The sequence below is a fragment of the Haloparvum alkalitolerans genome, assembly GCF_050122995.1.
In the GTDB taxonomy this organism is placed as follows: domain Archaea; phylum Halobacteriota; class Halobacteria; order Halobacteriales; family Haloferacaceae; genus Haloparvum; species Haloparvum alkalitolerans.
This window is the reverse complement of the sequence record NZ_JBNLIA010000004.1, coordinates 155,692-169,317: the sequence shown is the minus strand read 5'-3', so window position 1 is coordinate 169,317 and position 13,626 is coordinate 155,692. Positions and strand designations below refer to the sequence as shown.

Here is a 13,626-nt window from a genome sequence, read left to right as displayed (position 1 = left end):
ATCCCGGGCCATAACCGTTCCCTGAAGCGCGTTCTTGTAGTTTATCTTATGTATCTGCCGCCGGCGGACGGTCTTATATAGCCGAGCGTCCTATCGGTCCCCGTGCAGCGCGCCACCGTCCGCATCGACCCGCACGTCCACTCCGAGGACAGCTACGACGGCCACGAGCCGGTGGAGCTGATCTTGGAGCACGCGGCGGACATCGGCCTCGACGCGGTGGTCATCACGGACCACGACACGATGAGCGAGTCGCTCCGCGCGGCCGAGTTGGCCCCGGAGTACGGCCTGATCGGCATCCCCGGCGTGGAGGTGTCGACCGCGCACGGCCACCTGCTCGCGCTCGGCGTCGAGGAGATGCCGCCCCACCGCGCCCCCTACGACGAGACGGTCGCGTGGATCCACGACCACGGCGGCGTCGCGGTCGTTCCCCACCCCTTCCAGCGGTCGCGGCACGGCGTCCGGCGCAGACACGTCCCGGTTCCGAGCGACGAACCAGACGGGGCGGCAGGAGACGCCGCCGGCGGGGACGGCGACGCCGACGCGGAGGCCCCCGACCGCGTCCCCCCGCGGCGCGGCGTCGACGCGGTCGAGGTGTTCAACGCCTGGCTGTTCACGGGCTACCGCAACCGCAAGGCGCGGCGGTTCGCGACGGTCCACGACCTGCCGGGCGTCGCCGCCAGCGACGCCCACACACTCCAGTACGTCGGCCGCGCGTTCACGGAAGTGGAGATCGAGGGCGCGGCGTCCGCGGCCGAGGTGACCGCCGACGAGGTCCTCGACGCGGTCCGCGCGGGCTCGACCACCGTCAGCGGCAAGCGCGCGCCGGTCCCGATGGCGGCGCGCCACTACGCCATCGCGGCCGCGCGCAAGTCGGGTTACTACGCGAAGACGGGCGCGGTCAGAAGCGCCGCGACTGCCAAGTGGGCGGCGTTCCGCGCCGCCTCGACCGCCCGCGTGGGCGCGCTCCAGGGCGCACACCGGCTCGCGCGGATCGCGTCCTGGCTGCGCTGAGCGTCGGTTCCGTCACCCCCGTCGGTCCCGTCTCACTCCTCTCGTCGACCGGTCCGCGTCCGCCCGATCGAGACCGCAAACCCATTTATGGGGCGACACGAAGCGCTGGACGATGCCCTCCACGACGGATCCGCGAGAAACCCTCGCGACCGACGCGTGCTCGCTCCCCGACGGCCGGACGCTCGCGTACGCCACCTGCGGCGCGCCGGACGGCGCCCCGGTCGTCGCCCATCACGGCACGCCCGGGTCGCGGCTGTTCGCCGCGCTGTTCGACGAGGCGGCCGCCGCGGCGGACGTCCGGCTGATCGTCCCCGACCGGCCGGGAGCGGGACGCTCGTCGCCGCCGCCGAGCGACTGGACGTGGCGCGACTGGGGCGCTGACCTGACGGCGCTGCGCGAGGCCGCGTCGATCGACCGCGCGGCCGTCCTCGGGTTCTCCGGCGGCGGGCCTTTCGCGGTCGCGGCGGCGGAACGCGACTGGGCGACTCGGCTCGGGCTGGTCAGCACCGTCGTCCCGCCGGCCGACAACGGCCTCGTCACGCTCTCCCGGGTCCCGTACGCGGTCCCCCTTCTCTTCCGACTCTCCGCCGCAGTCGCCCGGGTGGTCGGATCGGACGCCGTCGTCGGCCAGTACACCGATCGCGACGTGCCGGAGCCGACCGCCGCGGCCGTCGCGGCGGACTTCCACGAGGCGCTGCGGCAGGGACCGGGCGTCGTCGCCCGCGAGACGCGGGCGTTCGGCGACCGCTCGCTCGATCCCGGCCGACCGAGCTGTCCCGTCCGCGCGTGGCACGGGACGCGCGACGAGAACACGCCGGTCGGCCCCGCGCGGGAGTTCGTCGAGGCGACGGGCGGCCGACTCGTCACGTCCGAGACCGACCACCTCGGGACGCTCCTCGACCGCCGTCGGGACGCGCTCGCGTGGCTCGGCGGGGAAGAATAGTGGAGGAATAGCCGCCGGAAGCGGACCGACCGCGTTCAGTCGGCCGTGACGGGCGAGCGCGAGGTCGCCAGGTCCAGCACGTCGTCGAAGAAGTCGAGGCTGTCGTTCGGGCCGGGGTTGGCCTCGGGGTGATACTGGCGCGTGATGATGTCGAGGTCCTCGCTGTCGAGCCCCTCGGGGGTGTCGTCGTTGACGTTCACCTGCGTCACCTCGAGCGGGCCGGGGTCCGCGACCGTGTAGCCGTGGTTCTGGGTCGTCATCACGACGCGGTTCGTCTCCAGGTCGCGGACGGGCTGGTTGACGCCGCGGTGGCCGAACGCCATCTTCTCGGTCGAGCCGCCGAGCGCCGAGGCGACGATCTGCTGGCCGAGGCAGATGCCGGCCAGCGGCACGTCGCCGGCGAACGCCTCCGCGACCGCCTGCGCGGCCTCGAAGTTCTCCGGGTCGCCCGGGCCGTTGGAGACGAACACGATGTCGGGGTTCACGGCTTCGACCGCCTCCGGCGTCGCGTCGTACGGGAGCACGTGCACGTCCGCGCCGCGGGCGGTGAGGTTCTCGATGATCGAACCCTTCGCGCCGCAGTCCAGCAGCGCGACGGTGTAGTCGCCGCCGCCGTCGTGGACTTCGGGTTCGTCGACCGACACCTCCGCGCCGATGTCGGTGTGGTCGCTCATCGGCACGCAGGCCTCCATCTCCGCGACCGCGTCCTCCGGCGTCGCGTCCTCGCCCGCCGCGATCCCGCAGGCCATCGCGCCCTCCTCGCGGACGCTCGTCACGATCTCGCGGGTGTCGAGGTGGTCGATCGCCGGGACGCCCTCGCCGGCCAGCCACTCCGCCACGTCGTCCGTGAACTCGCGGGCGATGGCGGCGCTCGGCTGGACGGTGTCGGACTCGAACCGCTCGGCTCGGACGCCGTAGTTCCCGATCAGCGGGTAGGAGAAGGTGAGCACCTGCTGGGCGTAGGAGGGGTCGGTGAGCGACTCCTCGTACCCCGTGTACGCGGTCGTGAACACCAGTTCGCCGCGGGTCTGCCCCGGAGCACGCGCGCGCGCCTCGAACACGCGGCCGTCCTCCAGCGCGAGGTAGGCGTCCGTCATTACGAGATACGTACGGAGGAAGCGTAATAAGTGCGTCGTTCGAAGTAGAGTTACGATATTCGTAACGAGTAAGTGGCGGGGGGCGTACACTCGGGCATGGACGACCTCGACCGGCAGATCCTCTCGATCCTCCGACGGGACGCACGAACCCCCTACACGGAGATCGCCGAGCGCGTCGGCACCTCGGAGGGGACCGTGCGGAACCGCGTGGACAGGATGACCGAGGAGGGGGTCATCGAGCGGTTCACGGTGACGACGCGAACGGGGAACGTGAAGGCGATGATCGAGATCTCGGTGCAGATGAACGTCGACACGAGCGCGGTCGGCGAGCGCATGACCGACTGGGAGGAGGTCGACTTCGTCTGGCAGGTCTCCGGCGAGGAGGACATCGTGCTGATCGTCGACGCGGTCGACACCCGCGCCGTCAACGACCTGATCTCGCAGGCGCGCGAGATGGAGGAAGTCAAGTCGACGAAGACGCGGCTGATCCTCGACGAACGGCTCGGATGACTCCGATCGAGGCTCCGTCTCGGCCACGGTCCTGACGGTCGCGATCCGCCGGTCGGGCGACTGAATCTCAGTAGCTCGGCGATTCCTCGACCTCGCCGTCCCGCGCGTTGACGACGCGCCCCAGCGTGAACAGCGCGTCCGAGAGCCGGTTGAGGTAGGCGACGACCTCCTCGTTCGTCTCCTCCGCGCGGGCGAGCGCGACCGCGCGCCGCTCCGCCCGCCGCGTCACCGCGCGGGCGTGGTGCAGCGCCGCGCCCCCCTCGCCGCCACCGGGGAGGATGAACGACCGGAGCGGCTCCAGCTCCTCGTCGAAGCCGTCGATCCAGTCTTCGAGCTGTTCGGTGTGCTCCGGGCGCACGCGCGGGTCGTCCTCGTCCGGGTCGGGATTCGCGAGGTCCGCCTGGACGATGTGGAGGTGGTTCTGCACCGCCTCGAGCACCTCGTCCACGTCGTCGTAGCCGGTCGGGCGGACCGTTCCGAGGAGCGCGTTCGCCTCGTCGACGGTGCCGTAGGCTTCGATCCGCGGGTCCGTCTTAGAGACCCGCTCCATCGTCCGCAGGTCCGTCTCGCCGGCGTCCCCGCGGCCGGTGTATATCGTCATGCCAGCGTGCGCTCCACGTACTGCACGATGTTGGCGCTCTCGCACATCGTCACGCCGCGGTCGCCGTCCACGAGGACCGGGACGCCGCGCTGCCCGCTCACCCGGCGGACCTCGTCGCGGTCGGAGTGGAGCGCCTCGACCCACTCGGTGTCGTAGTCGACGCCCGCCGTCTCGAGCGCGTCGTGGACCTTCTCGCACCACGGACAGCCGTCCAGCGCGTACAGAGTGATCGCCATGCCTGACGTTGGGCCAGCGTCGGCATGAAGGTTGGCCACGGGCGCGGCCGACGGGACGAACCCGGTGCCGTCAGGGCTCCCCGCCGCCCAGTTCGCGTCGCCGCTGCTTGTACCGGTCCGGGAGGAGGTCGACCGCGGTCACCTCCTCCAGGGCCTCGTCCTCCATCCGGCGGTACTCGGACCGGTTCGCGGGCGGCTGGTACGTCTCGAGCGCGTCGAGGACCGCCTCGGCGGGGATCGTCGACCCCTCCCCGGTGCCGTTCGCGGCCAGGTGGTTCCAGACGGCCTCCTTGGCGACCCGCTCCAGCTCGGCGCCGGTGTACCCCTCCGTTCGCTCCACGAGCTCCGCCCAGTCGCTCTCGTCGAGGGCCGGCGTCGCCTCCCGCCGCCCGAAGTTCACCTCCAGGATGGCGCGCCGCGCCTCGGCGTCCGGGCGGAGGAACGGGATCGTCAGGTCGAACCGCCCGGCCCGCTTGAGGGCGGGGTCGATCTTGTGCGGCTCGTTGCTGGCGCCGATCCAGATCACCTCGCCCTCCAGTTCCGGGTCGGACATGAACTGCAGGATGCGCGCGAACAGGCGCTGGTCGACGCCGCTGCCGGTCCCGTCCCCGCGCTGGCCGAGGCTCTGGTCGATCTCGTCCATGAACACGACGACCGGCTTCAGCGAGCGGATCAGCTCCAGCGCCCGCGAGAGGTTCCGCTCGGACTCGCCGACCCACATCGACCGGATGTCGCCGAACTCGGCGAAGTTGACCCCGCAGGCGTTCGCGAACGCGCGGGCGACCATCGTCTTCCCGGTGCCCGGCGGACCCAGGAACAGCAGGCCGTTCGGAAGCGAGCGCCGGACCATCTCGGAGTCGCCGGCCTCGTCGAGCAGTTCGGAGATCGTCAGCAGCTTCCGGCGGACCGGCTCCAGCCCGCCGACGGCCGCGAACGCCTCCTCGGGGTCCGTCGACGGGTCGGGCTCCGTGACCTGCAACAGCCCCCCGCTCTCCTCGGAGAGCAGGTCCCGCTTCGCCTCCGTCACGTACTCCATCGTCAGCTCCCCGTCCCGTTCGGAGCGGGCCTGTAAGACGAGGTTCTCGAGGCCGACCCTGTCGAGGCCCGACGTCCTGTTCGCCAGCGTCGCGAGCTTCTCGTCGATGCGGTCGCCGAACTCGTCGCTGAACCGGACCGGTTCGCCGGCCGCGTCGAGGCGCACGCCGGGCATGTGGTCGACGCGCGACCCCGTGAAGAGGGTCGTCAGGAACTTCAGCCGGGCCTCGGCCGTCTCGGGACGCGGGACCTCGATCGTGTCGACGTGGCTCGTCCCGGACCGGAGGTCGTCGTTGAGGGAGTCGGTCCCGTCGGCCAGGAGGACCACCTGGTTCTCGCTCCGGAACATCTCCGGGGACTGGGCCCACCGCTGTATCGCGTCGGTCAGGACGTTCCGGTTGACGTTCGTGGAGTCGGGCGGGACGAGCAGCTGCAGGTTGTCCACGATGACCGAGACGCCACCGTCGTAGCCCGCCCCGAGCAGTCGTTCGATGACCTGCAGGTCGCGGTCGAGGGCCTCCTGCGGGCTCCGGGCTCGCCCGTCCCGGAGGTCGAGGTCGTCCTCCTCCAGCACCTCGAACGGCGTCGGGTCGTCGGCCGGCGTCGAGTCCCCCCTGATCGGGTCGGAGAAGCCGTTCGAGAGGGAGTAGCGGACGACCCAGTCCTTCCGCGCGGCCGCGCTCCGCTCCAGCCGGTCGATGACCGGCGTGAACCCGCGGTGCGGGGAGAACGCGTAGTCGTGGACGTTGCCGACGAGCATGAACACGCGGGCGACGTCGGCACGTTCGTGCTGGTGGAGTTCGGCCAGCCACTCGGGGTCGGGCCCCAGGAACCCCTCGTCCATCCACAGCCGCTGGAGGTCGGGGTTCCCGTCCATGAGGAAGCTGTCCAGCCAGTCGGGCGGGCTCCCGTCGCCCCCGTCGTGATCGCCGCGGAGCCAGGGCGGGGCCTCCCCCCGCGGGAAGTTCTTCTCGGCGCGGTCGCCCGACAGGACACCGAACCGATCGTCCAGATCCCGAACGAAGCGGTCCGCCCAGTCGGGGAGAGCGGAAAACTCGACGCCGTCGGCTGGCTCACTCATAGTACTCCTCCACGTCGGCCTCGATCTCCCGTATCGAGTCGGCGTACTGGTCCGCGAACCGCCCGGACCCGACGGCGTCGAGCCGCGACTCGTAGTACCGCCTGATGAGCGCCAGGTACTCCTCGTGGTGTCTGTGGAACTCCGACTCCGCGACCGCCGCGTCGTGGCGCTGCTTGGCCGCTCCGCGGGCGCGCGGCTCGATCCGGCCCAGCACCGCCTGGTCCTCGCGGCTCAGCTGGGAGCGGTGTTGTTGGGCCAGCCTGTCGTCGCCGATCGCCTTCGTCGTCCCGTCGATGGACCGCTGGACCGACTCCAGGTCCTCGACCGTCGACCGGAGCGTCGACAGGCGGTCCTCGAGGTCGGACTCGCGCTCGCGGGCCGCGTCCAGCACGCGCTCCCACTCTGACTCCCGCCTGTCGGTGAGCGCGCCGATGCGCTGCTCGCGCTGTCGCGCGAACGCGATCGCGCCCTCGATGTCGGAGAACGACCCCGAGACGGCGACCGAGGCGTCCTCCAGGTTCGCGCGCTTCCGCTCCAGGCGCTGTCGCAGGTCCGCGGCCGTCTGCTCCCCCTCCCGAGCGTCCGCCCGATACCCCTCGCGGACCTCCCGGAGCGACTCGCGTTCCGCCTCGAGGAGCTCGGTCCGCGTCCGCTCGTCCTGGTCCGGCGCGTCGACCGCCTCCAGCGAGGACAGCTCCTCGTCGACCTCGGATAGCCGGTCGTCGAGCGCGGACGCGCGCCGGTCGTCGGCCTCGGCCAGCCGCTCCAGATACGCGACGTTCCGCTCGATCCACGCGAACTCCTCGGCGATTCCCGCCTCCACGTCGGTCCCGAGGTCCAGGCGACGCAGATACGCACCCAGCTGCTGGTGGTAGCTGGGCGCCTCCTCCACGAGGCGCTGGACCCGACGGTCCTCCTGCTGGAGTTCGACGAGCGTGTCCAGGGAGTCGATCCGGCGCTCCAGAACCTCGATTAAGCCGTCCCTGAGCGTCCGTCCGGCGGACAGCAGCTGTCGGCGGAACTCGGCCTCCCGCCGTTTGTACTGCACTCGCTCCTCGCGCCGGTCGGCCTCGCGGCGCTCCCGCTGGTCGCCCCGGCGTTCGCTCTCGCTCGCCCGAGCGCGCGCTCGGTCGGCCGTCTCCCGCGCGCGAACGGTCTGGTAGTACCCGCTTCGCACGAGCGCGTCCCTGGCCGCCGGCCCGAGGGGGTCCGGCGCGTCCCGCATCAGCTGCGAGAGGTGATCGCGCGCGTCGTCGTGGCCGAGCGTCTCCAGCGCCGCGACCGCTTCCCGCGCTCCCGCCGGGTCGCTTTCGCCGGCGTCCGCGGCCGCCTCGGCGACCGGGTCGGCCGCCGCGAGGATCACCTCGTTCGAGACCGCATCCAGCGCGGCGGCGACGACCGGATCGTCGGGGTCGCGGTCGTCCAGGAGCGCCGTCAGCCGCTCCGCGAGGTCCTCCGGCCGGGACCGTATCAGCTCCGCCACCGCGGCGGAGACCGTCGCCTCGTCGGCCGACCCGCGCTCGCCGATCTCCTGGAAGAGCGTCCGGATCTCCGCGTCCGTCGCCGCCACCTCGTCGTCGGTGACGTACCGGACGCGGTCGCGGTAGCGAACGTCGGGGCGCTCCTCGACCTCCGCGTCGAGGCCGGTGAGGACCGAGCAGAGCGCCCGGACCGCCTCCCGTCGTTCGGGACCCGTCTCCTCCGCGGCGACGTCGAGCAGCACGTCGACCACCGCTCGAACGCCGGTGACGCCGTCGAGGGTCTCGATGACGTGTTCGATCGACTGGCGGTACTGGGGGAGGTCGCGCAGCCGGTCGACCTCCTGGCCGAGCGCCTCCACCGCGACCTCCGAGAGGGCGATCTCGTTCCGGAGCCGGCCGGGGAGCTGTTCGCGGTCGGCGCGCTGGTAGGCGTCGAGCGCCTCGACCGCCTCGGTCAGCGCGAACTCGTCGTCGCCCGGCAGCTCCGCCGACCACTCCTTCAGGTTCCGCAGCGCCGTCATCATCACCGACTGGTCCTTGCTGTTCCGCAGCGGAACCAGGTGGTACAGCAGGACGTCGAAGTCGGTCTCCGAGAGCGACCCGTCGCCGAGCAGCCGGAGCGAGCTCTTGACCTCCTCCGGCGGCGCCGTCTCCGAGAGCAGCTGGTTCAGGGACCGCTGCTGGTTGAAGTTCGTGACGACGTCCGCCGTCGGCGAGTCGTCGGTCGGGGCGCTCCGGTAGAGGTCCTTGAGGGCGTTCCTGACGCGCGGTGGATAGCTCCCCCCGCGCCGGGAGCGCTCGGCCTCGGCGACGATCGCCGAGAACAGGTGCGGCTCGGACGACCGGTGGTTCCGCACCCAGCCGACGACCGCGGACAGAAAGCTCACGGCCTGTCTCGGCGGGTCGGACGCTCCCGCGAGGTTCACGAAGAGGACCTCCAGGAGCAGTCGCCGGTCGTCGGCGCGCATCTCCCGGAACCGGCGCCGGAGGGTCCGCTTGCAGAGCCGTCGAACGTCCCGGTCGTCGTCCCAGAGCCCCAACACCAGCGCGCGCGTGACGCGCCGGTCCCCCGGCGGCGCGTCCGCCAGCGTCTGCGCGTCCGCGTTCCGCTGTGCCGCGTCCCCCCGTCCCGCACTGAGCCGGCGAACGGCGGACGACACCGCCGACGCGCCGCTCATGTGTCCCCCTCCCTGTTCTCGTCGCGCTGCCGGCGATCGGCTGGCTCGCGTTCCGCCGGGCGCTCCTCGTCGTCGGCCGCCACCTCGGGCGCCCCCTCGCGGAAGCCGATGGGGAAGACGTCCTCGCCGATCGGGAAGCGGTCCGAGTGAAGCTCGAACCAGTCCTTCTCGGTGTACGGGACCGGCGTCTCGGGCTCGACCGCCGGTCGCTGTTCGGCCTCCGCGACCGCTTCGGCGACCTCGTCGACGGTCACGGGATCGGAGAGGTGGTAGTCGTTTCGCGCCGGGAGGTCGGGGTCACCGTGGACCGACTCGCCCGCCGAGACGGCCGGCGGCGGTCCGGCCGCCTCGCCCGCGTCGAAGTCGGCCTCGGCCCCCCGTGCCGACTCCTGGCGGTCCGTCGTCCGAGCGACGTCGCTCCGGGTCTCCTCGACGTCGGCCGCGGTTCCCTCCCAGGTCTCCTCGATGCGGTCCGTCGACCCCTCGATCTCCCGCTGGAGCGACTTCGAGTCGTTCAGAAGGCTCTCCGTCCCGTTCAACAGCTCGTCCCAGTTCGACCGGTTCCGCTCCGCGTCGCCGGCGCGGCGGGGGCGCTGTCTCATCGCTCCTCACCGCCCTCGACTCGCTCGGCGGCCCGGTCCGCCAGTTCTTGGTCGACGTCCGCGACCCTGTCCGCCTCGACGGCCCGCCTGAAGACGCTGTCCAGCCGCCACTCCGTCTCGTTGCGGCGGTACTGGCGCGTTCGCGCTCGCTCCGCCGACTCGACCGCCGCCACGTCGGCCTCCGGGACCTCCGCCCTCGTCCGCTCGCCGAGGGCCGCGAGGTCGTCGTGGTCCGCGTCGAGCCGGTCCGCGAGCTCCCTGACGTGCTCGGCCTGGCGCGTTCGCCGGTCGAGCGCCTCCGACTGCGTCTCGGCGAGGGACCGGAGCGTCCCCCGGAGCGAGTCGGCGCGCGACCGAGCCGTCTCGCCCCGGTCCCGCAGCGTGGCCTCCCGCGACCGGGCGGACTGTCGCACGCCGGTTAACTCGCCGACGATGTCGTCGACCCGCGCCTGGACGCGGTCGTACTCCTCCCTGATCTCGCGGAGCTCCGACTGCCGGTTCTCGAGTTCGCGCCGGTAGCCGTCGATGCGCTGGAGCGAGTCCTCGAGGTCGCTCTCGAGGTCGCGGTGATCGTCGCGGAGCCGCCGCAGTTCGTCCTCGAGGTCCGAGATGTCGGCGGTCAGCCGCCGGAGATCGGACTTGCGGTTCGAGAGCTCCGTCTCCGCCTCGTTCTGCTTCCCCTCCAGCTTCTCGATCTCCCGGTTTATCTCGCCCATCTTCCGTTCCCACTCGTCGTGTCTCCGCTCGTACTGCTCCCGCCAGTTCTCCCCGGAGAAGTCCCGCGGTGACGGCTCCTTGCCGTCCAGCTGCCGGAACTCCCGCTGGAGCGACCCGACCTCCTGTTCCAGGCTGGGGATGACCTCATGTTGCAGCTCCTGGATCCGGTTTTCGACGTCGTCCTTCTCCCGTCGCGCGCTGTCCAGGTCCCCTTCGGCCGCGTCGATGTCGCTCTCGACCGCCTCGATGTCGCGCTCGATCCGCTTCGCCTCGTCGCGCTCCGTCTGCACCTCGTCGCGCAGGGAGTCGATCCGGCCGACGAGCTCGCGGATCGCTTCCTCGAGCTCCTGCAGCTGGTCGAACAGCGGCGCCAGTTTCAGCATCCGCGTCGCCCCCTGCGACCGGAACTCGGCCAGGTTGTCGACGCTCTTCGACGCGGCCTCGGCCGCCTCCAGGCCGGCCCGCTTTCGCTCGTCCTCCGTCGACGCTCGCTCCTCGGCCCGGTCGCGGATCTCGCGGTCGATGTCCGTCGCCGTGGACATCGCGTCGAAGCGGGCCTCGATCCGGTCGGCGGTGGTGCGGCGCTGCGACTCGCGTTCGACCTCCGACTCGTAGCCGGCGTCGACGAGCGCCTCGCGGGCCGCACGCCGCAGTTCCCCGTCGTCCGCGTCGAACGCCGGGTCCAGCAGGACGTCCACGATCTCCCGCGACTCGAGTCGGTCCAGCGCGTCGACGAGCCGGAGCCGTTTGTCCGCGTCCCCCTCGGCGGCGTCCCAGAGGTCGGCCGCGACGTCGACGAACTCGACGAGCCGGTGGTCGGCCGCGGCCTCGAGTTTGGCGTCGGCGACGGCGCTTTCCCCGACGTCCTCGGCGTCGATCTCCCACAGGAGCCGCTGGATCTCGGGCGGCCGAACCGAGAGCCACGCGCTCGCCGCGTGCGCGCGGACCGCCTCGGAGTAGGAGGAGGACTCGACGATCGTCTGCAGCGTGGACCGGACCGCCTCGTCGACGCCGAGCTCCGCCTCGGTGAAGAACACGCCCCGCATGTGGTCGGTCTGAGCCGGAGTCTCCGTCTCCTGCCGGGGCTCCAAGCCGACGAGGACCGACTCGAGGACGTCGATGCCCGCGTGCACCGCCTCGTCCTCGTGAGCGTCCCGGAGGAGGAACGAGCAGACGTCGTCCGCGCAGCCGCGGAGGCCGGGGACGTGCTCCAGCGTCTCGAAGGCCGAGACGACGACTTCCTGCCGGCTCTCGATGCGCGGCAGCTCACGCAGCCACTCGACGATGGCGGGACCGACGTACCCGGACATCACGATGCCCGTGACCATCGAGGTCGGCAGCTCGTCGAGGTCGCCGGCGAGGTCCTCCTCGAGCAGTTCGATGGCCTCCTCCGCCGTGCGCCGGTCGTCGAGCTGTTTCGCCCACGTCTCGTAGGCGTCGAGCGCCGCCTTCTCGACCGCGGCGTCGTAGTGGTTCCGCAGCGGATAGAGGACGTCGACGACCATCCGCGTCGGAACGTCCGCGAGCGGTTCGTCGCCGAGCGTCCGCAGCAGCGAGACCCGCGACTCCGCGCCGAGATTCGGGTCGACGAGCCGCTGCTGGATGTCCCGTTCGCGGAACGCCGCGACGCGCTCGTCGGACTCGCGGTCCCCGACCTCGGCGAGCCGTCGGAACTCCTCCTCCGCGGCCGAGATGCCCTCTGAGGAGGTGTCGTACCGCAGCAGCGACTGGACCTCGTCCAGGAACGCGATGAACACCTCGGGGTTCCGGTGGCGGAGCTGATACGCTCGGTCGCCGAGCGCGCGGACGCCCTCCTCGGACTCGATCCCCGCCGCGGTCCGCGTGCCAAGGTTCCGGACGAGCCGACGCAGCCACCGGGACTGCTCGTCGGCTTCCAGTTCCGACAGCGCCTCCAGCAGCCCCGCCCAGTCGAACTCCTCGTCGAGCGACGCGAGGCCGTCGTCCGTCGTCGTCGCCACCGCCACGAGGTGCCGCGGCCGGAGCTCCCCGGGGTCGACCCCCGACTCCCCCTCGCGGTTCGAGAGGAACCGCTCCAGCTGTTCCGGGTCGGCCTGCCCTCGGTCGGTCATAGGAAGGCGACGGCGAGGACCCCCGCGGCGGTGACGGCGAGGAGCGCGACCTTCGCGTACTCCAGCGCGGCGGGCGTCTGGGTCGCCTCGAGCTCGGCGACCGTGGCCTGCAGCTCGTCGACGCTCGAGGCGAGATCCTGGTTCGAGTTCCGGATCGCCTCCGAGACCTCGTCCTGGACGGTCCGGTTCCGGTCGGCCTGCTGGCGGATCTGGTCGAGGACCTCCGCGGACTGGCGCTCGAACTCGGAGGCCGCCTCCTCCATCGGCGTCGCGATGCCGTCCAGCTTCTGTATCGCCTGCGACTGCCGCTGGTTCAGGTCCGAGAGGGTCTCGCTGACCTCCTCGAGGCCGGCCAGCGTCTCGGGGACGTCCTGCGCGAGCATCTCCCGCGTCTCCGCCTCCTTCTGGATGGTCTCGTTCAGCTGCTCCACCGTCCGCCGCATCGCCTCGGAGTTCTCCTGGAGCTGCTCCAGGCGGGACTTGAGCGCCTCGGAGTTCTCCCGCTGGGTGATCGTGTGTTCGGTCTGCCACTCCTCGAGCCCCTCCATGGACTCCTCGTACACCTCCTCGACGCGCCGGTGCTGGGCGGCCCATTCGGTGAGGATGTCCGTCGTCTCGTCGAGCAGCTGCTGCTGTTCCTGCCGCCAGGTCTCGACGTTGTTCGCGACGCGCTCGACGGGCTCGGCGGCGTCGTCGAGCGTCTCGCCCCACTGCCGGAGCCCCTCGAAGTCATCGACGGTGCCGATCGCAGCGGAGAACCCGCCGACCGCCTCGTCCATCCGGTCGAAGACCGCCTCGAAGTCGTCGCCGATCTCGTTGAGCTCCTGTTGTGACTCCTCGAGCTTGTCGACCTGCTCGGTCACCGCCTGGTCGACCGACGCCTCGATGCGGTCCGCGTTGTCGTCTAACGCCCCCTTCATCTCGTCCTCGAGGGACTCGAGCTGTGCCTGCTCCTGCTGTTGGGAGCGGTAGAGGACCGCCCCGAGACCGCCGGTTCCGACCAGGATCGATGCGACGATGAGTAGGTTTCCAGTAGTTACCATG

11 protein-coding genes are annotated in these 13,626 nt (G+C 71.5%); 3 read left to right on the top strand and 8 right to left on the bottom strand.

Annotated features, from left to right (window positions below; genetic code table 11):
- The first annotated feature begins 102 nt into the window (after positions 1-102).
- Positions 103-1,011 carry a CehA/McbA family metallohydrolase gene (locus ACQE3L_RS06500; protein ID WP_426962956.1) on the top strand — a complete coding sequence of 303 codons (909 nt, stop codon included), beginning with the start codon at positions 103-105 and terminating at the stop codon, positions 1,009-1,011.
- A gap of 112 nt (positions 1,012-1,123) precedes the next feature.
- Positions 1,124-1,954 carry an alpha/beta fold hydrolase gene (locus tag ACQE3L_RS06495; protein ID WP_426962955.1) on the top strand — a complete coding sequence of 277 codons (831 nt, stop codon included), beginning with the start codon at positions 1,124-1,126 and terminating at the stop codon, positions 1,952-1,954.
- A gap of 35 nt (positions 1,955-1,989) precedes the next feature.
- Here ACQE3L_RS06495 and carA read toward each other — a convergent pair whose 3' ends face one another.
- Entirely contained in the window at positions 1,990-3,051 is a 1,062-nt protein-coding gene (gene carA / locus ACQE3L_RS06490; RefSeq protein WP_426962954.1) for a glutamine-hydrolyzing carbamoyl-phosphate synthase small subunit, read from the bottom strand.
- A gap of 96 nt (positions 3,052-3,147) precedes the next feature.
- Here carA and ACQE3L_RS06485 point away from each other — a divergent pair, with 96 nt between their 5' ends.
- Positions 3,148-3,561 (top strand): Lrp/AsnC family transcriptional regulator, encoded by a 414-nt coding sequence (locus ACQE3L_RS06485; protein WP_426962953.1) that lies wholly within the window; start codon positions 3,148-3,150, stop codon positions 3,559-3,561.
- A gap of 67 nt (positions 3,562-3,628) precedes the next feature.
- Here ACQE3L_RS06485 and ACQE3L_RS06480 read toward each other — a convergent pair whose 3' ends face one another.
- From ACQE3L_RS06480 to ACQE3L_RS06450, 7 genes are all read right to left on the bottom strand, one after another.
- Entirely contained in the window at positions 3,629-4,162 is a 534-nt protein-coding gene (locus tag ACQE3L_RS06480) for a cob(I)yrinic acid a,c-diamide adenosyltransferase (RefSeq protein ID WP_426962952.1), read from the bottom strand.
- Positions 4,159-4,398, bottom strand: a complete 240-nt coding sequence (locus tag ACQE3L_RS06475) for a glutaredoxin family protein (RefSeq protein WP_426962951.1) — start codon at positions 4,396-4,398, stop codon at positions 4,159-4,161. The genes ACQE3L_RS06480 and ACQE3L_RS06475 overlap by 4 nt, the downstream gene beginning before the upstream one ends.
- Positions 4,399-4,468: 70 nt before the next feature.
- The gene (locus ACQE3L_RS06470; protein ID WP_426962950.1) at positions 4,469-6,514 is read right to left on the bottom strand and encodes an ATP-binding protein; all 2,046 of its coding nucleotides are present in this window, start codon (positions 6,512-6,514) and stop codon (positions 4,469-4,471) included.
- Positions 6,507-9,173 (bottom strand): hypothetical protein, encoded by a 2,667-nt coding sequence (locus ACQE3L_RS06465; protein ID WP_426962949.1) that lies wholly within the window; start codon positions 9,171-9,173, stop codon positions 6,507-6,509. Before ACQE3L_RS06465 ends, ACQE3L_RS06470 begins: the two co-directional genes overlap by 8 nt.
- The gene (locus ACQE3L_RS06460; RefSeq protein WP_426962948.1) at positions 9,170-9,775 is read right to left on the bottom strand and encodes a hypothetical protein; all 606 of its coding nucleotides are present in this window, start codon (positions 9,773-9,775) and stop codon (positions 9,170-9,172) included. Before ACQE3L_RS06460 ends, ACQE3L_RS06465 begins: the two co-directional genes overlap by 4 nt.
- Positions 9,772-12,582, bottom strand: a complete 2,811-nt coding sequence (locus tag ACQE3L_RS06455) for a hypothetical protein (RefSeq protein WP_426962947.1) — start codon at positions 12,580-12,582, stop codon at positions 9,772-9,774. The genes ACQE3L_RS06460 and ACQE3L_RS06455 overlap by 4 nt, the downstream gene beginning before the upstream one ends.
- Positions 12,579-13,625 (bottom strand): hypothetical protein, encoded by a 1,047-nt coding sequence (locus tag ACQE3L_RS06450; RefSeq protein WP_426962946.1) that lies wholly within the window; start codon positions 13,623-13,625, stop codon positions 12,579-12,581. Before ACQE3L_RS06450 ends, ACQE3L_RS06455 begins: the two co-directional genes overlap by 4 nt.
- Between the last annotated feature and the right edge of the window lies 1 nt (position 13,626).